Genomic DNA, 19,131 nt, shown 5'->3' on the forward strand with positions numbered 1-19,131 from the left:
GGGGGAGTTGACGATTTCCAGGGGAAACGTCGATCACCGCTACACGGCGATCGCGGCTAGACCGGGCAGCGCGCGAGTCTTGCGGCCGCGGTGGCACTCCCCCGCCCGATCGGCTCGGCGCCGACCGCTTCGGCCAATCCCCACGGCGGCATCCCGCTGCTGATGGTCTCGTGGTCGCCGATCACGTACGTCTCGTGCCAGATGCCGACCGAGTTGGTATCGGCGAAGCGTTTGTTGAACCATCGCCAGGCCGGGAGATGAGGAGCGTCGGCGTCTGCGGCGAATCGTCGCAGGTCCTCCGGGGATCGCCAGTACGAGAGCACCATCAGCGACGAACCCACATAGAGACGGTAGGTGAGCATCCCCGCGTCCGTGTGTCGGCGGAGATGAAACAGCATGCGCGGCATGGCGAGGAAGACGGAGAGCCACGCGCGCACGCGCAGCGGGTTGGTGACACGCATGCCGATCAGGAACAGTGTGGTGCCGGGCGGCGGTGTCTGGTTGGTGAGTCGACGAGCATCGGGACGTGGCATCCTGGCCTCCGGGTCGGAGTTTCATAACGTCGTTACAAAACAACGTTATGAAACAATCGTCGCCATGGCAAGACCCAAAGTGCACACCGACGAACTTCGCGACCGATTGCTCGACGAGGCCGTCGCCGTTGTCGGCGAGCGCGGCGTCGATGCGTTGTCGGTCCGGGAGGTGGCTCGAGCCGCCGGCACCTCGACGACAGCTGTGTACTCACTGTTCGGCAACAAGGAGGGCCTGATCCGGGGTGTCTTGGTCCGTGCTTTCGAGTCGTTCACCGCGGCGCAGGAATCCGCGACCGGCGCCGAGGTCGAGTCCGACCTCGCCAATCTCGGTGTGCAGTACGTCGGGTGGGCACTGGGCAATCCGCGCCTGTACGAGTTGATGTTCGGCGAATCCCGGGCGGGTATCGCCCCCACCGCCGAAACGGAGGCCGCATCGGCGCGGGCCATCGCACCCCTGCGTCACGGCGTGGCGCGGGCCATCGACACCGGCGTGTTCCGGGAGGGAGCCGACGTCGACACCGTGGCGGCATCCCTCTGGTCACAGGTCCACGGATTGTCGTTGTTGCTGCTGTCGGGCCATTTCCCTGCGGCCGCCGACCCGGCCGCGTCGGCGATGGCCGTCATCGACGGATGGCGTGCCGATCGTGGATAGGGTGTGAGGCATGGCAGGCCGCAGTATGCGTTTCGACCCGATCGCCGAGGCACGGCAGAACTGGGCGGACGCCGGATGGGGCGACGTCGCCGACGGCATGGTCGCGGTGACCTCGATCATGCGCGCACACCAGATCCTGCTGGCCCGCGTCGAGGGCGCGCTGCGGCCCTACGACCTGAGCTTCTCGCGGTTCGAACTGCTTCGCCTGCTGGCCTTTTCACGGCAGGGCGCGTTGCCCATCACCAAAGCGAGTGATCGGCTGCAGGTGCACGTCACCAGCGTCACGCATGCGATCCGACGGCTCGAGGAGGCGAAACTCGTCCGGCGGGTCCCCCACCCCACCGACGGCCGGACAACCCTGGTGGAGATCACCGACCTCGGCCGGTCCACGGTCGAGGACGCCACCGCGACACTCAACGACGAGGTGTTCGGGGCGGTTGGGATGACCGACGACGAGATGTCGTCGATGGTGACCGCGATTCAGTCGCTCCGGCACAACGCGGGTGACTTCTGACGAGGGATTCAGCGCGCACCGTCACCACTCGATCCCTGGGGAGGTCCGGAGCCTGCGGAGCAAGCCCTCCCACCTGGTCCCTGAGGAGGTCCGGAGCCTGCGGAGGACCGTCACGAAGGGCCCTTCGAGACCCTTCGATACTCGATACGCTCGCAAGCTCGCTACTCAGGGCGGCGCGCTCGCAAGCTCGATACTCAGGGGACCAAGGGGTGGGTGGCCCTTCGTGACGCTCGCAAGCTCGCTCCTCAGGGACCGGGGGTCAGTGGAGGGTCTTGATGATCGCGCTGAAGTCGAGGTCGGCGTGCTGTTCGGCGAAGCTCTTGTAGATCTGCGCGGCATGGGTGCCGAGCGGAGCACGGGAGCCGGTGCTGCCGATGGCGTCGAGGGCGAGGCCGAGGTCCTTGTTCATCAGCGCCGTCGCGAAGCCCGGCTTGAAGTCGTTGTTCGCGGGTGACGTCGGGACGGGCCCCGGCACGGGGCAGTTGGTCTGGACGGCCCAGCAGTTGCCGGTGGCGCCGGTGATGACGTCGTAGAGGGCCTGATCGGACAGCCCCAGCTTCTCGGCCAACACGAATGCCTCGCCGACGGCGATCTGCTGGACCGCCAGCACCATGTTGTTGCAGACCTTCGCGGCCTGCCCGGCACCCGCGGCACCGCAGTGGATCACCTTGCCGGCCATGGGTTCCAACGTCGGCCGAGCCGCGGTGAAAGCCTCGTCCTCGCCGCCGACCATGAAGGCCAGCGTGCCGGCCACCGCGCCCTTCACACCACCGGACACCGGGGCGTCGAGTTGCGCGAATCCGTGATCGGCGGCCTGCTCGTGGATCGACCGCGCGTCATCGACGGAGATGGTCGAACTGTCGATGAGCAGCGCACCGGTCTGGGTGGCGGGCAGGATCTCGGTGTACAGGTTCTTCACGATGGCCCCGCTCGGCAGCATGGTGATCACCACCTGGGCGGCGGCCACGGCCTCGACTGCGGTCGGGAACGTCTCGACCCCGTTCTCCTGCGCCGTCTTCACCGCCTCGGGCACCGGATCGAAACCGTGCACGGTGTGCCCGGCTTTCACCAGGTTCGCTGCCATGGGACCACCCATGTTGCCGAGGCCCAGAAAGGCGATCGTCGTCATTGTCGAATCTCCCTGTGTTCGATGATGTTGTGCGGCGGTACGGTCAGCTCTCGCGGTACCGCGACGCGATCGACCGCCCGACCACGACCCGCATGATCTCGTTGGTGCCCTCCAGTATCCGGTGCACCCGTAGATCGCGGACGATCTTCTCGAGACCGTATTCGTTCAGATACCCGTAGCCGCCGTGAAGTTGCAGCGCCTGGTCGGCCACCGTGAAACAGTTGTCGGTGACGAAGCGTTTGGCCATCGCGCACTTCTCCACCTTGTCGGGGGCGTCCGCGTCGAGCGCCGCGGCCGCCTGCCACAGCATCAGTCGCGAGGCCTCCAACGAGGTCGCCATGTCGGCGAGTGTGAACCGGATGGTGGGCTCGTCGATCAGCGCGCCGCCGAACGCTTTCCGGGATGCCACGTACTGGGCTGCCCGGTCGAATGCGGCCTGCGCGCCGCCCAACGACGACGCCGCGATGTTGAGGCGTCCCCCGTTGAGCCCGTTCATGGCGATGCCGAAGCCGATCCCCTCCTCGCCACCGAGCAGGTTCGCGGCCGGAACCCGCACCTCGTCGAGGATCACCTGGGCGGTGGGCTGGGCATGCCAGCCCATCTTGCGTTCCTGCGCACCGAAACTCAGTCCCGGACGGCCCTTCTCGACGATGAATGTCGAGATACCGCGCGGACCGTCGGCGCCGGTGCGAGCCATGAGGATGTAGACGTCACTCGCGCCGGCACCCGAGATGAACTGCTTCACCCCGGTGAGCACGTAGTCGTCGCCGGACCGGACCGCCTTCGTGGACAGCGCGGCGGCGTCGGAACCGGCACCCGGCTCGGTGAGGCAGTAGCTGGCGACGGCTTCCATCGACGCCATCTTCGGCACCCATTCGGCCCGTTGTTCGGGGGTGCCGTATCCGTCGACCATCCACGTGCACATGTTGTGGATCGAGAGGAACGCGGCGACGGCCGGGTCGGCGTAGGCCAGCTGCTCGAAGATCCGCACGCCGTCGATCCTGCGCAGACCGCTGCCGCCGACGTCCTCGGCACAGTAGATGGCGGCCATGCCGAGCTCGGCTGCCTCACGGAGTTCGTCGACCGGAAAGTGGTGGCTCTCATCCCATTCCAGGGCGAAGGGCGCCAGTTTCTTGGCCGCGAACCCGGCGGCGGTCTCGACGATGACGCGCTCGTCGGCGTCGAGACCGCTGTCGGTGATGATCGTCATGCGTGATGCTCTCTTACGTTCGCTGCCGAGGGTCAGTCCATCGTCGGGATGACGAACTCGGCCCCGTCCTTGATGCCCGACGGCCACCGGGAGGTGATGGTCTTGGTCTTGGTGTAGAACTGGATCGACGCCGGGCCGTGCTGGTTGAGGTCACCGAAACCGGACCGCTTCCAACCACCGAAGGTGTAGTAGGCCACCGGAACCGGGATGGGCACGTTCACGCCGACCATCCCGACGTTGACCCGCGCGGTGAAGTCGCGGGCGGCATCGCCGTCCTGGGTGAAGATGGCGACACCGTTGCCGTACTGGTGATCCGACGCCAGCGCGAGCGCCTCTTCGTAGTCGCCGGCCCGCACGATCTGCAGGACGGGCCCGAAGATCTCGTCGGTGTAGGACGTCATGTTCTTGGTGACATGGTCGAACAGGGTCGGGCCGATGAAGAAGCCGCCGGAGATGTCCTCGTCGCCGTAGGACTGCTCGTCGCTGGTGCGTTCGCGACCATCGATGACCAGCTCTGCACCTTCCTCGACGCCCTTGGCGATGTAGCCCTTGACCCGCTCGAGCGCCGCGGCGGTCACTAGCGGTCCGTAGTCGGCCTTCGGGTCGAGGCTGTGGCCCACCCGCAAGGCGTTGACCTTGTCGATGAGCTTGGCGCGCAGTCTTTCTGCGGTCTGCTCGCCCACCGGGACCGCGACGCTGATGGCCATACAGCGCTCGCCGGCACTGCCGTAGCCCGCGCCGATCAGCGCGTCGGCGACCTGGTCGAGGTTGGCGTCGGGCATGACGATCATGTGGTTCTTCGCACCACCGAAGCACTGGGAACGCTTGCCGTTGGCCGCGGCCGTCGAATAGATGTACTGCGCGATGTCGGAGCTGCCGACGAAGCCGAATGCCTGGACATCGGGGTTGTTCAGCAGCGCGTCGACGGATTCCTTGTCGCCGTGCACGACCTGGAAGACGCCGTCGGGCAGACCCGCCTGGGTGAAGTACTCGGCGAGTTTCACCGGCACCGACGGATCACGTTCGCTGGGCTTGAGGATGAAGGCGTTGCCGCATGCCAGCGCCGGGCCGGCCTTCCACAGCGGGATCATCGCCGGGAAGTTGAACGGCGTGATACCGGCGACCACTCCGAGCGGCTGCCGAACCGAGTGGACGTCGATACCCGCGCCGGCGCCTTCGGTGAACTCACCCTTGAGGAGGTGCGGGATGCCGATGGCGAACTCGATGACCTCGATGCCGCGCTGGATGTCACCCTTCGCGTCGGCGTGGGTCTTGCCGTGTTCCATCGACAGCAGGGTGGCGAGTTCGTCGGCGTTCTGGTTGACGATGTCGACGAACCGCATCAGCACGCGGGCGCGGCGTTGCGGATTCCACGCCGCCCATTCACGTTGCGCCTCGACGGCGGTGGCGACCGCGGCATCCACCTCGGCCGTGGTGGCGAGCGGAACCTTCGCGGCGACCGCGCCGGTGCTGGGGTTGAACACGTCTGCGAAACGGCCGTCGGTGACGGTCACGGCGGAGCCGTTCAGGAAGTGAGGGACGGAACGGACGTCGACGTCAGTAGTTGACACGGGGAGATCACCTTGATTCGGGAGTAGGGCAACGCCGGGGGAATCGGCTTCCGTCCTTAATAGTAGGACATCCAAGTATTTTCGCAAGCCCCCTCCACCTGCAGGTTTCCGGCCAGATGGAAGTTAGGGTAGCCTCGCCTATCGGAGTCGTGGCCACCGAAGCACGACATCGAAGGGAGCCTCCAGATCATGTCTGTCGTCATCCTCTATGGGACCGAGACCGGGAACTGCGAACTGGTCGCCGACGCGATCGCCGATGTCCTCGCGTCCGATCACGATCCCTCGATCTACGACATGAGCGAGTTCGCCGTCGAGGATCTCGATCCGGCGGACTTCCTGGTCGTCGTCTGCTCCACCTACGGCGAAGGTGAACTGCCGACGGGTGCGGAGCCTTTCGCCGAGGAACTCGACGATGTGGACCCGGATCTCTCCGGACTTCGGTTCGCGGTGTTCGGCCTCGGCGACACCGTCTACGGTGAGACCTTCAACCGCGGGGGCGAGATCATCGCGGGCATGTTGGCCAAGCGCGGCGCCACCCAGATCGGCGAGCACGCCCGTCACGACAATTCGTCGGCGGTGAAGCCGGCGAAACAGGCCGCGGAGTGGGCCGAGTCCATCAGCGGACTGATCGACGCGGTGCCCGTCAACTGAGACGACAACCGTCGACTGCGATAGCCGTCAGCCGCGCCCGGGACCGTGAGCCCGTTGCGCGATCTCCTCGGCGCGCACCGCGGCCAGCCTGGTGAGCTCCAGCACCGCGCGGACCATCACGGCGAGAACCACGCCGAGGAACAGTGCGGTGGGGACCGACACGGTGAGGTTCTCGCCCAGCAGCACCACGCCGAGCGCCATCGAAACCGCCAACTCCATCACGGTGAGCGCCGGGAACGACGTCTGCAGCTCACCGGCACCGAACGCACGCTGCTGCGCGACGATCGCCGCGACACCGACCAGCACGAACAGGTAGAGCTCCGGGTAGAACAGCGCGTGCTCCAGATCGTGCACGAGACGCACCGCGACCGCCTTCACCAGCAGCGCCGACACCCCGAACAGCGTGCCCGCGGCCACCCCGTACAACAGCGCCTTGTAATGCCGATTAGATCGCTCGGCGGCGACGACGCAGCACAAGACGACCGCGATCACCGCACCGACCGTCGCGGCGACGAGTACCTCGTCCGGCCGCCGCTGCGACGGTTCCGGACGCGAGATGACGAGGAACACGGTCACGCACGCCACGAGGACCGCTCCCCACGCCCACTCGACCCGCAGTGGCCATCGATGGTCAGCCCACGCCTCCATCGGCAAGGCGAACAGGATCGCCAGCACGACGATCGGCTGAACCAACAGGATGGAGCCGAGTCCCAGCGCGACGACCTGGGCCCCGAACCCGCAGATGGCGATGGCGGCGCCCAGCCACCAACCGCGCGCGATGGCACCGCTCGCATACGACGCGCGCTGCCGCATCACCGTTCCACCTGCGATCATCAGCGCCGCCGCCACAGACAGCAGCGCGGGGACCCAGGTATGCACCCGGTCCACCCTAGTGATCACCGCCGCCGCTCCGTTCGCGACCTGAATGGGCTGCTCACGGTGTGTGCGCACAACGTTGTCGCCCGCGCGTCGTAGGTTGGGAGCATGCGGTATCAGCCCGATCTCGAACGTCTGATGACACTCGACGGCGACACGATCGTCCGGGTGTGCAGCTCACCGCGCTCTGCCGCGCAGCTGATCGACGAGGCCCTCGACGAATGCATCGCGTTCGACGAGCTCGCCGACGAGCACCTCGTGTCCGGGGCCGATGACGACGCCTCGTACTGCCGGCAGGAGGCTGCTGCGTGGCGCGCGACGGCGTCGCTGCTGCGCGTGATCGCCGCCGAGCGCGCCGGACGCCGTGCGGCAGGTGCCGCATGAGCCGGACCTTGGTGCTGATGCGGCACGGGAAGTCGGGTTATCCGGCCGGAGTCGGAGACCACGAACGGCCACTCGCCGAACGCGGCCAACGTGAGGCCGCGCTCGCCGGCCGGTGGATGGGTGACGAAGGACTGCAGATCGACGCGGTCGTGTGCTCCACGGCGACGCGGACGCGGCAGACCCTCGAGCGCACCGGGATCGACGTCCCGACCGTCTACGTCGACGACGTCTACGGCGGTGCACCGGACGATATTCTCGAAGCCGTGCGGGTACACGCCCCGACCGACGCACAGACCGTGATGGTGGTCGGCCATTCACCCGGCATGCCCGCCACCGCGCTCACCCTCGACCCCGACGGTCACATCGACCGGTTCCCCACGTCCGCCTACGCCGTGGTCACCCTGGGCACCCCATGGGACCGGGTCGGCCTCGACGTGGACGCGGACGCCCGGCTCGTCGGCGTGCGGATACCGCGCGAATGATCGCTCCCTCCTAGTGTCCCGCGTCGGAAATTCGTTTCATGAGTTCGGCGGTCCAGGTGGATGCATCGCGAGGCGGCGGAGGAGCAGGTACTGGATGTACCTGCGACGACGCCAACGAAGCGAGGCGCCGCCTGGGCGTCGAAATCATCAACGAATTTCCGGTGCGGGACACTAGCATCAACCGCCGGTGTAGGGCGCCACCGGGACACACGGGACGGACGGGGCGTTGTCCGGGTCGAGCGCGCCGAGCACCATCGCCGCGGAGCGCCGGTTGGACGTGATCGACGCGTGTTCGGACCGATCGATCGCACAGCCGTCCTGCACGACGATGTTCGTGACGTCGATGCCTGGCGGGCCGTCGAGGATTCCGGTCCAGTACGGCGTCACGATCTGATCGTCGCGGGTCACGATGTTGGTGTACGCGACTCCCGGCAGATAGGGAGTCGGTTGCCGCACTGCCTGATTGAACGTCAGGTCGTCGGGCGGTGGGACGCAGTGGGGGCACTCCGGCCGTGGCGGCGCCGGGATACCGAGCCCCCGCCGAAACTGGGTGACCGCATCGCTGCGCGCGTCGCCGGAGTCACGCTCCTGCCGCCAGTACGGCGCAAGGGACACGTAGTGGGCGACCTTGCCCCGGCCACCGAGGTACTTCATCCAGTAGGTGGGGATCTCGGTGCCCTGCGAGTGACCGACGATGTCGACCTGCCGGGCGCCGGTCGCCGCCATCACCCGGTCGACGAATGTTGCCAGTTGCCAGGCACTCTCGGACTTGGGTCCGAGCCCGCCCAGCGCCGACAGCGGCCATACCGGCGACAGGGCACCGTAGGTGGGTGCGAATACGCAGTAGCCGGCGTTCTTCAGCACCGGCGCGAGAGTGGCCCAGTTCGTCTGGCGCCCACCGCCGGTGCCGTGCACCAGGATCACCGGACGGGGATGCTGCCTCGTCGGACGACATCCGTAGTCGTTCGTCCCCGGAAGGGACCCGCCCGGGTCCGCGAGTTCGGCGCCGATGCCTGCCGTGAAGTCGTAGACGACGGGTAGTGGTCGTGGTGCGGCCGACGCCGGGGCCGCGCACATCACCAGCGCCGCCACCACCGCGACCAGGAACGCGAGACCCGCACGCATCAGCTCTCCTCCTCGTCCCCCTCTAGTGTCCCGCGCCGGAAATTCGTTTCATGAGTTCGGCGGTCCAGGTGGATGCATCGCGAGGCGGCGGAGGAGCAGGTACTGGATGTACCTGCGACGACGCCAACGAAGCGAGGCGCCGCCTGGGCGTCGAAATCATCAACGAATTTCCGGCGCGGGACACTAGGGCATCACCAGATCGCAGCGTACGCCGAGCAACCGCACCGGCCGCTCGATCTCGAAATTCCCGAGAAGCTCGGAGATCACCGGTGCGATGTCGTCGAATCGGGTCGTCGGCGCGGGCAACTTGCGTGACTTGGTCCGGGTGTAGAACGTCTTGGTCCGCACCGTCACCGCCACCCGGAACACCTCGCGTTCCTCGGACAGAACCTGGCCGAGCAGGTCCTCGGTCAGTTCCAAAGCTGCCGCGCGCATCTCGGCAGCGTCGGTCATGTCTGTCGGGTACGTACGTGACTTGGAGTGCGAACGCGCCAACCACGGCTCTTCGGTGATCGTCGAATCGCCACCACCGCGGCACAACACATAGAGCCAATTGCCCTGGTGCGGACCGAATATCCCGATGAGATCGTCGCGCGGTGTCGCGATCAGCTCCTCGACCGTGTCGACGCCGTGGCCGGCCAGCTTGGCAGCGGTCTTGAGTCCGACACTCCACAGATCTCGGCAGGGTCGTGGACCCATCAACGGCAACCAGTTCGGCTCGTCGAGCAGGAACACCTTCTCGATGTGGAAGGGCGCGAGGGCATCTGACGCAGGCTCGGGCTTCTTCGCGAAGCCCGTCGCCATCTTGGCGCGCTGTTTGTTGTCGGAGATCCCGATCGAGCAATGCAGGCCCGTTCGGTCGAAGATCTCCGTGCGGATCCGCAGAGCGAGATCACCGATGGCCGGCCGATCGTGCGCGACGGGACCGTCGCCGTCGACCCGATCCACGCCCATGTAGGCCTCGTCCCAGCCCCACACCTCCACCGGATGGCCCAGGCCCCGCAAGACCGACATGACCTCGGCCGACGCGACGTCGTAGGCGGGGACGTCGAGGGGCAGGTAGATGGCGTCGGGCATCTTTCGGTATGCCGCGCGCAGCGGCATCCCCGCACGAACACCCGCGTCGCGTGCCTCGTACGACGCACAGGTGACGACCTTGCGTGCCTCCGTGGGATCGCCGTTGCCCCCGACGATCACCGGGACACCCACGAGTTCAGGACTGCGCAGGCGTTCCACGGAGACCTGGAACTGGTCCAGGTCGACGTGAATCAGCCACCGGTAGCGTGCTGCGTCGGCCACGGACTCAGCGTACTGCGATGGCACCGCCGAGCCCCCTGTCACACCTCGAGCCGGGAGTCACGCCTCGAGCCGGAAGTCACACCTCGGGCCTGACGTCACACCGGGTCGGGTCGGACATGCTGCGACGACAGCCGACCGACCCGACCCGACCCCTCGAGCGACGCCTCCCCTGCGTCCATACGGGTTGCTGAGATGGGCAGCCGACCGATCGCGAGTCGGTGACGTGCCGCAGAATTCCCCTCTGACGTGCGCGTTCGACTTCTTCATAAGTTACCCGCGCGTAGCTTACCGATGCGTAACCTACGGTAAGGTAAACCCGCGGGCTTGTCCAGTGGTGTAGCTCATATTCGTGGTCGGTTGTGATCGGCATCGCAATCACGTCACCCACGACACCGCCGGCTATCTCACTTCACGTCGCGCTGCTATGCGCAGTTCCGCCATGTCCAGCCCGGCCGCTCGGCAGGCCTCGCGAAGGGCATCGGGGTTGTAGTCGATGGTCCGCGGCGCCGATCGCCGCCGGCGATCGCTGGGCACCGACCACCGCGCGTCGTCGGACTGGGCGAAGAATGCACTCGCCTTGCTGATGTAGGTGGCCATCAGGCGAGCGGAACCATCCGACAGCCCGCCGAGCGCAGACCGCAGCACATCTTGCAGCAGCGCACGCTCGTCATGCAGTGGGCGTGGACGCAGATGCAGTGCGCGAGAGGCGGTGTGGCAATCCGTCGGGTCGGTCAACGTATGGGCGGCGACGAACGCGAACGCGACCCGCACCGTCCGGGCGCCCTGCGGATCGGCCGACCACCGATCCGAACGCGCGATGTACTCGACCGCCCGGACCGGAAGTGATGACGGAATCCGGGCGAGTTCTGCTGGACCACAACCGGTCTCATCGAGCGCCTCGACGGCCAGCCGTTTCATGACGCCGATCCGGCGGGTATGCGTGCGCAACATCCCGGACAGTGCGATCGACGCGTCGAAGGTGATGGCGAAGTCCTGCGGCGCATCGAGCAGCGCGTCCACACCGGGTATGACGATCACTTCGGTCACCTCGATCGCCTCGAGAAGTGCCAGCGATCGCGGTAACGAATCGTCGGCCGCCATCCTCGTGCGACGTGTCAACGTATCGGGCATGACCCCCTCCTGCACCGTGACGAACAGCGTGATGACCAGCCCGACTCTGGAATTCACGATCTGACAACTGTCGACCCCCACGTCGACCCACCCGTCGCACCGCGACCTACCCGCCGGTAACTTCGATGCGTATCGCTACCGTAAGGTAGCGCCACCCGGTCTGTCCAGAGACAATCTCGTTGCGGTTGTAACGTATTTCACCGGCCCAGCGGTGTCCATGCCTCGCAGATCAGTAGAGTTCGGGGCGGCGGTCGGCCAGATACGGATAGGTCTCGCGCGATCCTCGCAGCAGCGCGCGCCCCGTATCCGCGAGGATCATGTCCGGGATCCGACCCGCCTCGGCGATCACCGAACCGGTCGGGGCCACCACCATACTGCGGCCTCCGAAAACCAGATCACGTTCCGCACCACAGTAATTGGCGTACGCTACGTACACCTGACTCTCCAGCGCCCGCGCCGGGAGCAGGACGTCTTGGACGACGTCGTAATCGATCATGTTCGCGGTGGGCACGCAGATGACGTCTGCTCCGCGAACGGCGCACGAGCGGACCAGTTCCGGGAACTCGACCTCGTAACAGGTCAGCAGCGCCACCCGCCAGCCGGCCACCGTGACGACGGGAGGCGGCACCGATCCGGCCGCGACCATCGCCCGGTCGATGTCGCCGAACAGGTGGGTCTTGTGGTGCGTTGCCAGCGGCTTGCCGGTCCCGTCCACGAGACGGATCGCGTTGTACAGCAGTCCGTCCCGCGCGCGCTCGACACAGCCGTAGAGGATGGCGATGCCATGCCTCCGGGCCATCTCGCACACGCGGGCGGCGATCGGTCCGTCTTCGGCGTCGGCCAAACGTTCGGCCTCGTCGGCGGCGAGGCTGTAGCCGGTCACCATCATCTCCGGTGTGATCAGCAGATCGGCCGCATGACGTGCCGCCTGTGCGGCGGCGTCGTCCAGGCGTTCCAGATTCTCCGCGACGCCGGCGGGCACGGATTGACATTGCCAGAGGGCCAACCGAAGCCGGACGTCGGCGACGTTCTCGAGGTCATCGGTCATGTGATCACAGCCCGATGTCGAGGGGGCCGAGCTCGGCGTAGCGTTCGCCCGGACCGGGATTGTCGGGATGGGCTGCGCCACCGAAGTGGTTGATGACCCCCCACACCGCGTTGAGTGCGGTCTGCACGGCACCTTCCACCCAGGCCGGCATGAACGAGACGTCGTCGCCGGCGAGGAAGATGCCCCGTTCGGCGTCGGGCAGTCGTTCCTGTCCGTGGAAGTGGCCGTACATGCGGGTGTTGTAGCGGTAGTGCCCGGGCAGCGCACCTTTGAAAGCACCGAGGAAGTGTGGTTCGTTCTCCCAGGAGACGGTGATCGGCCGCCCGACGATGTGTGCGGCGATGTCGACGTCGGGGTAGATCTTGCGCAGCGCGTCCAGTGCCAGCGACACCCGCTTCTCCACCGGATGTGGCAGCACCTTCAACGCGTCGCTCATCCACGTGTAACTCAGGCAGATGACGCCGGGCCGATCGGGACCGTTGTCGAACAGGTAGGTCCCGCGGGTGAGCCGGTCGGTCAGCGTCATGCTGAGCAGGTCGCGTCCGGTCTCGGGATCACGGTCCTTCCAGAACGGCCGGTCGACCATGACGAAGGTCTTCGACGACTGCATGTAGCGGGTCCGGTCCAGCGCCATCCACAGATCCTGGCTGAACAGGCTTTCGTCGCACTCGATCTCGGTGGAGAGCAGCCACGCCTGACAGGTCGCGACGACGGCCGGGAACTCACGTGAGTCGCCCCACCGGTCGACGACCTCGATGCGGTTCGGGCCGAGTCTTCGCAACGCTGCCACGCCGGCGCGGGGTACACCGCTGTGCAGGGCGGACAGGCTGGTACCGACGGGCCAGTGCCGGATGCGCGGCGGCGTGTCCGACCACAGGCGGCGGGGCACCTGTTCGGCGCCGCCGACGATCAGATGCTGCTCGGTGTCGCAGTTGGTGACCACCACCCGGAAGATCTCCAGCATCGAGTTGGCGAAATCGGAATCCCATCCGCCGGTACCGAATCCGACCTGTCCGAACAACTCCCGATGCCGGAAGCTCAGCGAGCCGAACTCGTCGGAGGTGGCGAGGAAGTCGTAGAAGCTGCGGTCATCCCACTCCACCACCAGCCGGTTCCACAACTCCTTCAGCCGCGCAGCGTCACGGGTGCGGATCGCGTCCTGCAGCGCCGAGAAACCGGCGACACGTTCAAGCGCGCTGTCCCAGGCCTTCTCGATCTCGGTGTAGATCGACGGGAGGTCGTCGAGCGTTCGGGCGTACAGCGTCTCGCCGCCGAGGTCGATGACGGTGCTGCCCGCCGCGGCGGTCAGCGGGTTGGGGAACGGGCGCGACCGCAGTCCGAAGGAGTCGACGTAGTGGAAGAAGGTCGACGAGGACACCGGAAACCGCATGCCGCCGAGTTCGGCGACCTCGGGTTCACCGGGCACGAAGTGTTCCGACCACAGGCGCCCGCCGATCCGCTCGGGCTCGTACACCACCGGGCGCAGACCGATCTTCATGAGTTCGTACGCCGCGACCATGCCCGCCATCCCGGCACCGATGACGGCCACCTCGGAGCCGAGGGCCTCGGCGGGCACCGACCCGATGCCGGCCGGATGGGTGATCCAGTCGTCATAGGGGAACGGGAAATCCGGACCGAAGATGGTCACCGGCGGATCGGGCTGCACAGGTCCAGCGTATGGCGAGGGCGCGGCCGCCGCGGGGTTCCGCGACGCCGACGCGCCGTGACCACCCGATGAAGATCTCGCGATTGCGGACCTTTGCTGTCCGCGATCCGGTTGACAATGTGACTACCGAGATCCATCGACAACAGAGAGGCACAGCCATGGATTGGACACTCGAAGTCGCGTTCCTACCCGTCACCGATGTCGACCGCGCGAAGGACTTCTACACCAGGATCGGGTTCAACCCCGACCACGATCAGTCCCCCAGCGACGACGTCCGCTTCGTCCAGATGACGCCACCGGGATCGTCCTGCTCGATCGCGTTCGGGAAGGGGATCGTCGAGAAGGCCGGCCCCAATGCAGGCCCGCTCATGCTGTGCGTCTCGGACATCCACGCGGCCCGCACACAGCTCATCGAGGCCGGTGTCGATGCGAGCGAGGTCGATGAGCAGCCGTGGGGGCACTTCGTCTACTTCACCGACCCGGACGGCAATGATTGGAACGTGCAGTACCTGCCGTACCGGTACGAGAGCTGACCGTCCCGAGGCCGAGCGCGTCCGCCGTTTCGTGTGCGGCGGACGCGCCGGGGCACGACACTGTGAGTTATGCAGTCGGGAGGTGTGCAGTCGGGCGCCGTGGGTACCGAGCCGACCGTGCTGATGGGCACGATCGTCAACCCCGCGGGTCTGACGCTCGCCAAGATCGTCCCGCAGACCCGAGTCCCGGTGTTCGCGTCGGCCGGTTTGGGCGCCAGTCCCACGTGGCATGCCTTTGCCGCCGACCAGGTGGGGATCGCCTTCACCGACGCGATCGGCGTCGTCGGGGATCAGCGCATCCGGATCGACCAGGAGGCGATGCGCACGATCGACACCGGGCTGGCCTGGGCCCCGGGCGAATTCTTCTCCCAAGCCGGTGAGCCGATACCCCAGTGCGCACGGGGCACGTTGCGCCGGGTGGTCGACCGGCTCGCGGCGGCAGGTCTGCAGGCACTGGTCGGACACGAGATCGAGTTCGTCGTCACCGGCCCGCACGGTGAGCGCGAGCCGTCGGATCTGTGGGCGCAGTACGGCGCCGCGGGGGTGCTGGAGCATGAGGCGTTCGTCCGGGAGGTGCTCTCGGCGTGCGAATCGACCGGGATCGGTGTCGAACAGTTCCACCCGGAGTACGGGCACAACCAGTTCGAACTGTCCGTCGAGCCGCTCGACCCGGTGTCCGCCGCCGATCAGGTGGTGTTGACCAGGATCGTCCTGGGCCGGATCGCCCGACGTCACGGCTTGCGAATCAGCCTGTCCCCCAAGCCGTTCGCCGACGGAGTCGGGTGCGGCGCACACCAACACATCTCACTGCGGCGCGGCGAGGCGCCGGTGTTCTCGGACGGTTCGGGTGCAGCGGGGATGACGGTGGACGGCGAGCACGCGGTGGCCGGTGTCGTCGACGCGATGATCGAGCTGCAGGGCGTCCTGGGCGGATCGGTGGTGTCGGGGCTACGGATGCTGCCCGGCCAGTGGGCGGGCGCCTTCGCCTGCTGGGGTGTGGAGAACCGAGAGGCAGCGGTCCGACTCATCTGCTCCGGACCGTCGACCCCGCGTGGCGCCAACCTCGAGGTGAAGGCCATCGACGGCTCGGCCAATGTGTACTTCGCGACCGCCGCGATCCTCGGTGCCGCCCTGCGGGGCATCGACGCACGGATGACGCTGCCGCCGCAGGTCATCGTCGATCCGTCGACGCTCACCGAGGCGCAGCGCACCGACGCCGGCATCCGTCCGTTGTCGGCGGATCAGAGCACGGTCGTCGACACGATGGACTCGTCGCCAGTCCTGCGCGACATCCTCGGCGACCCGGCTGTCGACGCGCTCGTCGCGGTCCGGCGCTACGAGGTCACGCACTTCCCCGATCACACCGCGCAGACCCTGGCCGACCGGTTCCGGCTCGCGTGGAGTGTCTGAGCGAATGGCGTTGTCCCCCGGTGCGATCGCCGCTCACATCGCTGACATCCCGCTCGTGGATCACCACGTTCACGGCTGTTGGACCGGACGTGGCGATCGCACCCGGTTCGAGAACGCACTGAACGAGGGCAACACCGACCCGGTTGCCGCCGACGACGCCCCGTTCGACTCGCAGATCGGTTTCGCCGTGCGCCGGTGGTGTGCACCGGTCCTCGGCCTACCGACACACGTCCCCGCAGACGACTACTGGCGGTGTCGGGCAGCGCTCGCCGAGGATGAGGTGGCGCGGCGATTCCTGGGCGCCGCCGGGGTGAGCGACTGGGTCGTCGACACGGGTCTGCCCGGCGTGGCCGACCTTCCGACGCTGGCCGCGTGGTCGGGATCGGCTGCACACGAGGTGATCCGGCTCGAATCGCTCGCCGAGGACGCCGTCGCCCGCGGCGGCAGCTACATCGACGCGTTCGACGAGATCCTCGACGACCGATCCGCGACAGCGGTGGGCACGAAGTCGATCCTGGCCTACCGAGGCGGCTTCGACGGCGACCTGACCGACCCGGACCCGAGTGACGTCGAGGAGGCCGCCCGGAGGTGGCGTGACGCCGGCGCATCACGGCTGACCGACCGGACGTTGCTGCGCTTCGGTCTGCACCGCGGGCTGCGACTGGGCAAACCGCTGCAACTGCATGTGGGGCTCGGTGACCGCGACGCCGATCTCCATCGCACCAATCCCCTACTGCTGCTGGATTTCCTGCGGAACAGTGGCGCCACGCCGGTGATGCTGTTGCATTGCTATCCCTACGAACGTGAGGCCGGGTACCTCGCCCAGGCCTTCAGCAATGTCTACGTCGATGTTGGGCTTGCGGTGAACCACCTCGGCGCACGCGCCCCCGAATTGATCGCACGCGTGCTGGAGTTGGCGCCGTTCCGGAAGATCCTCTACTCGTCGGATGCCTTCGGCCCGGCCGAACTGCACTACCTGGGTGCGGCGCTGTGGCGCCACGGGCTGGCGGCGACGCTGCAGCGCTTCGTCGACGCGGACGCATGGGCGCTCGATGACGCCATACGGGTGGCCGAGCTGATCGGGTTCGGGAATGCGCGGCGGGTGTATGGGCTTTCAGTCGGCTGTTGAGGCCCTCTCCACTGCCCGTACGAACAGTTCGTCGAACCGTCCGGTGTCCAAAGCGCTGTCGAAGCCGAAGATCTCTTCGTAGAAGGTCACTCTCTTGTCCCCGAGCTGAGCATGGCCGATCAAGCTTTTCTGCTGCGCGGGGACCGAGTTCGGGTTATCCGGATACGGCTCGGTGGTTACGACTGTCTCGATCACGAGAGATTCGGTGTCGATCCCTGGGGGAACGGGACGTTCCGTTGTCGTCATGGAGATCTCACCTTCGCCCGCTACTACGGCGGTGAAGCTGCCGCACTGGCGATACACTTCGCGGGTCTGTTCGAGGCTTTCGCCCCCACGTGTCACGAAGTCCCCGAACGATGGTTTGTAGGGCCGCTCATGCTCGACATAGATTCCGCGACGCTGGGACGCCTCGGTTCGGTCCGCCTGCTGCGCAAAAACCTGCTCACACACTGCAGGCGTGTACTCGCGGGTGGCGACGCTGTGCCGCTGCTGTTCAGCGAGTTCCCCAGCCGAGGAACCTGGGTGCAGTTCGTAGCCCTCACCGAAGTCGGACGCCTCCAGGAGTTCGCTGGATGACGAACCCGAGGCGTCGAGACCATCACTTCGCTCGGTGTTCTGGCCACACGCCGTTGCACCCAGCAACGAGGCCACGAAGAACGCCGCAACGACAACGAGGCGTCTGACGTAGCGCTCCATCAGGAAGTACCCCCGGGGTCTGGAACTCGTACACCTTTGGAATGAAGTTTGACGACGTCACCATGGCTTATCGGCTGCCAGTTGGGGGCGTTGTCGGTGGTGACCTGAATACCATTTGCATCGACTCGCGTGACGCCCGAAACCTCGTAGTCGTAGCCATAGGTGATCGCCAGGTAGCTTTTCCCGTCGACTTCCACCGACCCGACCGAGGTCGGTTGCGCGCCGACGACACGAAGTTCCTTCTGTTGCGTCACTCCCAGTTCGACGTGACTTCCGTTCTTCGTCGGTATGCCGACCCCTCCCCCCATTCCGTCGCCGGTCTCCGGGTTCTGTGGAAGCAAGTTCCTCGATATCCCTCCCCGAGCACCTTGGTGCGACGGGTCGATCGTGACTGGAAGAGCGTAGGTGCGCGCCAGGTCCGACGTCATGTCGGGATCACTCCAGTCCTTCGGCACCTTGACATCGAGAATCCTTGTACTCGACATTTTCGGACTCGGCCCGGCGACTGGGACCCCCGGAGTCATCGGCACTTCTCTACCCGGGAGATGGTCGGGTGTCTCAGGCGGCGGCAGTACCGCGTTACTGCCCGACAACGTGGCTGGGGCTATCTCACCGGTCGCCGCCTGAATCGCCATCGCCAGATCGCGATCGGCATCGTCGGCGGCCAGCATCACCCGGTTCAGCATGACTTGCGCCGTATCGCGATCGTTCGCCCGGTCGACGTTCATCGTGCTGATCTCCCAGGCCGGAAGTTCCACGTTCCCCGACGCGTCATCGATCACCAAGCCCTTGGCCGCGGCGAAGGCACGTACCTCCTCGAGTTGCCGCTTGACCGCCTCGACTTCTGCCTGCGCGACCGACGCGGCCTCTGCGACCGCCGCCACCTCGTTGCCGTGGGCATCGATGTCTGCCCGCTTCTTCCCCGCCGCCTCGTCGGGGGCCTTGCCTGCGGTGCCGCCCCATGTCTCGAAGAGCTCAGGTGATCGGAGTTGTTCACTCGTGGTCGAGCACGCCACCTGGCGAGCCTGGCACACGCGAAAGACCTCGCCGATCTGTGCGGGGTCCCAGCGGTCGATGTCCTCGGGTGTCATC

General features: G+C 66.7%; 20 protein-coding genes. 8 read left to right on the top strand and 12 right to left on the bottom strand.

All coding sequences use genetic code 11. The features are described 5' to 3' along the window. Positions 1 to 56 precede the first annotated feature (56 nt). The gene (locus tag VZC37_RS12770) at positions 57 to 533 is read right to left on the bottom strand and encodes a DUF4188 domain-containing protein (RefSeq protein WP_330432899.1); all 477 of its coding nucleotides are present in this window, start codon (positions 531 to 533) and stop codon (positions 57 to 59) included. 55 nt (positions 534 to 588) lie between these two features. Between VZC37_RS12770 and VZC37_RS12775 the strand changes: the two genes are divergently transcribed. After that, a complete protein-coding gene (locus VZC37_RS12775; protein WP_330433146.1) occupies positions 589 to 1,185 on the top strand; it encodes a TetR/AcrR family transcriptional regulator in 597 nt (198 codons plus the stop codon). Positions 1,186 to 1,195: 10 nt separating this feature from the next. Beyond that, on the top strand, positions 1,196 to 1,699 hold the full coding sequence (locus VZC37_RS12780; protein ID WP_330432900.1) for a MarR family transcriptional regulator: 504 nt from the start codon (positions 1,196 to 1,198) through the stop codon (positions 1,697 to 1,699). 259 nt (positions 1,700 to 1,958) lie between these two features. Here VZC37_RS12780 and mmsB read toward each other — a convergent pair whose 3' ends face one another. The 3 genes from mmsB to VZC37_RS12795 are packed head-to-tail and all read right to left on the bottom strand — an operon-like array spanning position 1,959 to position 5,609. Beyond that, on the bottom strand, positions 1,959 to 2,963 hold the full coding sequence (gene mmsB / locus VZC37_RS12785) for a 3-hydroxyisobutyrate dehydrogenase (protein ID WP_431309407.1): 1,005 nt from the start codon (positions 2,961 to 2,963) through the stop codon (positions 1,959 to 1,961). Beyond that, positions 2,872 to 4,038, bottom strand: coding sequence for an acyl-CoA dehydrogenase family protein (locus VZC37_RS12790; protein WP_330432902.1), 1,167 nt, complete (start codon positions 4,036 to 4,038; stop codon positions 2,872 to 2,874). The genes mmsB and VZC37_RS12790 overlap by 92 nt, the downstream gene beginning before the upstream one ends. A 32-nt stretch (positions 4,039 to 4,070) precedes the next feature. Continuing rightward, a complete protein-coding gene (locus VZC37_RS12795; protein WP_330432903.1) occupies positions 4,071 to 5,609 on the bottom strand; it encodes a CoA-acylating methylmalonate-semialdehyde dehydrogenase in 1,539 nt (512 codons plus the stop codon). A gap of 189 nt (positions 5,610 to 5,798) precedes the next feature. Between VZC37_RS12795 and VZC37_RS12800 the strand changes: the two genes are divergently transcribed. Continuing rightward, entirely contained in the window at positions 5,799 to 6,260 is a 462-nt protein-coding gene (locus VZC37_RS12800) for a flavodoxin family protein (RefSeq protein WP_330432904.1), read from the top strand. Positions 6,261 to 6,287: 27 nt separating this feature from the next. On the opposite strand, the gene VZC37_RS12805 is transcribed toward VZC37_RS12800, so the two are convergent. Continuing rightward, positions 6,288 to 7,139 (bottom strand): DMT family transporter, encoded by an 852-nt coding sequence (locus tag VZC37_RS12805; protein ID WP_330432905.1) that lies wholly within the window; start codon positions 7,137 to 7,139, stop codon positions 6,288 to 6,290. A 105-nt stretch (positions 7,140 to 7,244) separates the two neighbouring features. Here VZC37_RS12805 and VZC37_RS12810 point away from each other — a divergent pair, with 105 nt between their 5' ends. Together VZC37_RS12810 and VZC37_RS12815 are read left to right on the top strand one after the other, a co-directional pair. Further along, positions 7,245 to 7,520 carry a hypothetical protein gene (locus VZC37_RS12810; RefSeq protein ID WP_330432906.1) on the top strand — a complete coding sequence of 92 codons (276 nt, stop codon included), beginning with the start codon at positions 7,245 to 7,247 and terminating at the stop codon, positions 7,518 to 7,520. Further along, on the top strand, positions 7,517 to 8,002 hold the full coding sequence (locus tag VZC37_RS12815) for a SixA phosphatase family protein (RefSeq protein WP_330432907.1): 486 nt from the start codon (positions 7,517 to 7,519) through the stop codon (positions 8,000 to 8,002). Before VZC37_RS12810 ends, VZC37_RS12815 begins: the two co-directional genes overlap by 4 nt. A gap of 177 nt (positions 8,003 to 8,179) precedes the next feature. Here the strand turns inward: VZC37_RS12815 and VZC37_RS12820 are convergent, their stop codons facing one another. From VZC37_RS12820 to VZC37_RS12840, 5 genes are all read right to left on the bottom strand, one after another. Then, the gene (locus tag VZC37_RS12820) at positions 8,180 to 9,127 is read right to left on the bottom strand and encodes an esterase/lipase family protein (protein WP_330432908.1); all 948 of its coding nucleotides are present in this window, start codon (positions 9,125 to 9,127) and stop codon (positions 8,180 to 8,182) included. Positions 9,128 to 9,310: 183 nt separating this feature from the next. Further along, complete coding sequence (locus VZC37_RS12825) at positions 9,311 to 10,426, bottom strand: DNA polymerase IV (protein ID WP_330432909.1); 1,116 nt, start codon at positions 10,424 to 10,426, stop codon at positions 9,311 to 9,313. 399 nt (positions 10,427 to 10,825) lie between these two features. Then, complete coding sequence (locus VZC37_RS12830) at positions 10,826 to 11,614, bottom strand: hypothetical protein (protein ID WP_330432910.1); 789 nt, start codon at positions 11,612 to 11,614, stop codon at positions 10,826 to 10,828. 172 nt (positions 11,615 to 11,786) lie between these two features. Beyond that, positions 11,787 to 12,605 carry a carbon-nitrogen hydrolase family protein gene (locus VZC37_RS12835; RefSeq protein ID WP_330432911.1) on the bottom strand — a complete coding sequence of 273 codons (819 nt, stop codon included), beginning with the start codon at positions 12,603 to 12,605 and terminating at the stop codon, positions 11,787 to 11,789. Positions 12,606 to 12,609: 4 nt separating this feature from the next. Further along, complete coding sequence (locus tag VZC37_RS12840) at positions 12,610 to 14,271, bottom strand: flavin monoamine oxidase family protein (protein WP_330432912.1); 1,662 nt, start codon at positions 14,269 to 14,271, stop codon at positions 12,610 to 12,612. A 158-nt stretch (positions 14,272 to 14,429) separates the two neighbouring features. On the opposite strand from VZC37_RS12840, the gene VZC37_RS12845 reads away from it, so the two are divergent. From VZC37_RS12845 to VZC37_RS12855, 3 genes are all read left to right on the top strand, one after another. Further along, positions 14,430 to 14,804, top strand: a complete 375-nt coding sequence (locus tag VZC37_RS12845) for a VOC family protein (protein WP_330432913.1) — start codon at positions 14,430 to 14,432, stop codon at positions 14,802 to 14,804. 69 nt (positions 14,805 to 14,873) lie between these two features. Continuing rightward, the gene (locus VZC37_RS12850) at positions 14,874 to 16,214 is read left to right on the top strand and encodes a glutamine synthetase family protein (RefSeq protein ID WP_330432914.1); all 1,341 of its coding nucleotides are present in this window, start codon (positions 14,874 to 14,876) and stop codon (positions 16,212 to 16,214) included. Between the two features lie 4 nt (positions 16,215 to 16,218). Next, entirely contained in the window at positions 16,219 to 17,343 is a 1,125-nt protein-coding gene (locus VZC37_RS12855; RefSeq protein ID WP_330432915.1) for an amidohydrolase family protein, read from the top strand. Here VZC37_RS12855 and VZC37_RS12860 read toward each other — a convergent pair. Continuing rightward, on the bottom strand, positions 17,329 to 18,039 hold the full coding sequence (locus VZC37_RS12860) for a hypothetical protein (protein ID WP_330432916.1): 711 nt from the start codon (positions 18,037 to 18,039) through the stop codon (positions 17,329 to 17,331). The two genes, VZC37_RS12855 and VZC37_RS12860, sit on opposite strands and share 15 nt — an antisense overlap. Beyond that, positions 18,039 to 19,130, bottom strand: coding sequence for a hypothetical protein (locus tag VZC37_RS12865; protein ID WP_488803383.1), 1,092 nt, complete (start codon positions 19,128 to 19,130; stop codon positions 18,039 to 18,041). Before VZC37_RS12865 ends, VZC37_RS12860 begins: the two co-directional genes overlap by 1 nt. Between the last annotated feature and the right edge of the window lies 1 nt (position 19,131).

It is taken from the genome of Gordonia sesuvii, assembly GCF_036350415.1.
In the GTDB taxonomy this organism is placed as follows: Bacteria; Actinomycetota; Actinomycetes; order Mycobacteriales; family Mycobacteriaceae; genus Gordonia; species Gordonia sesuvii.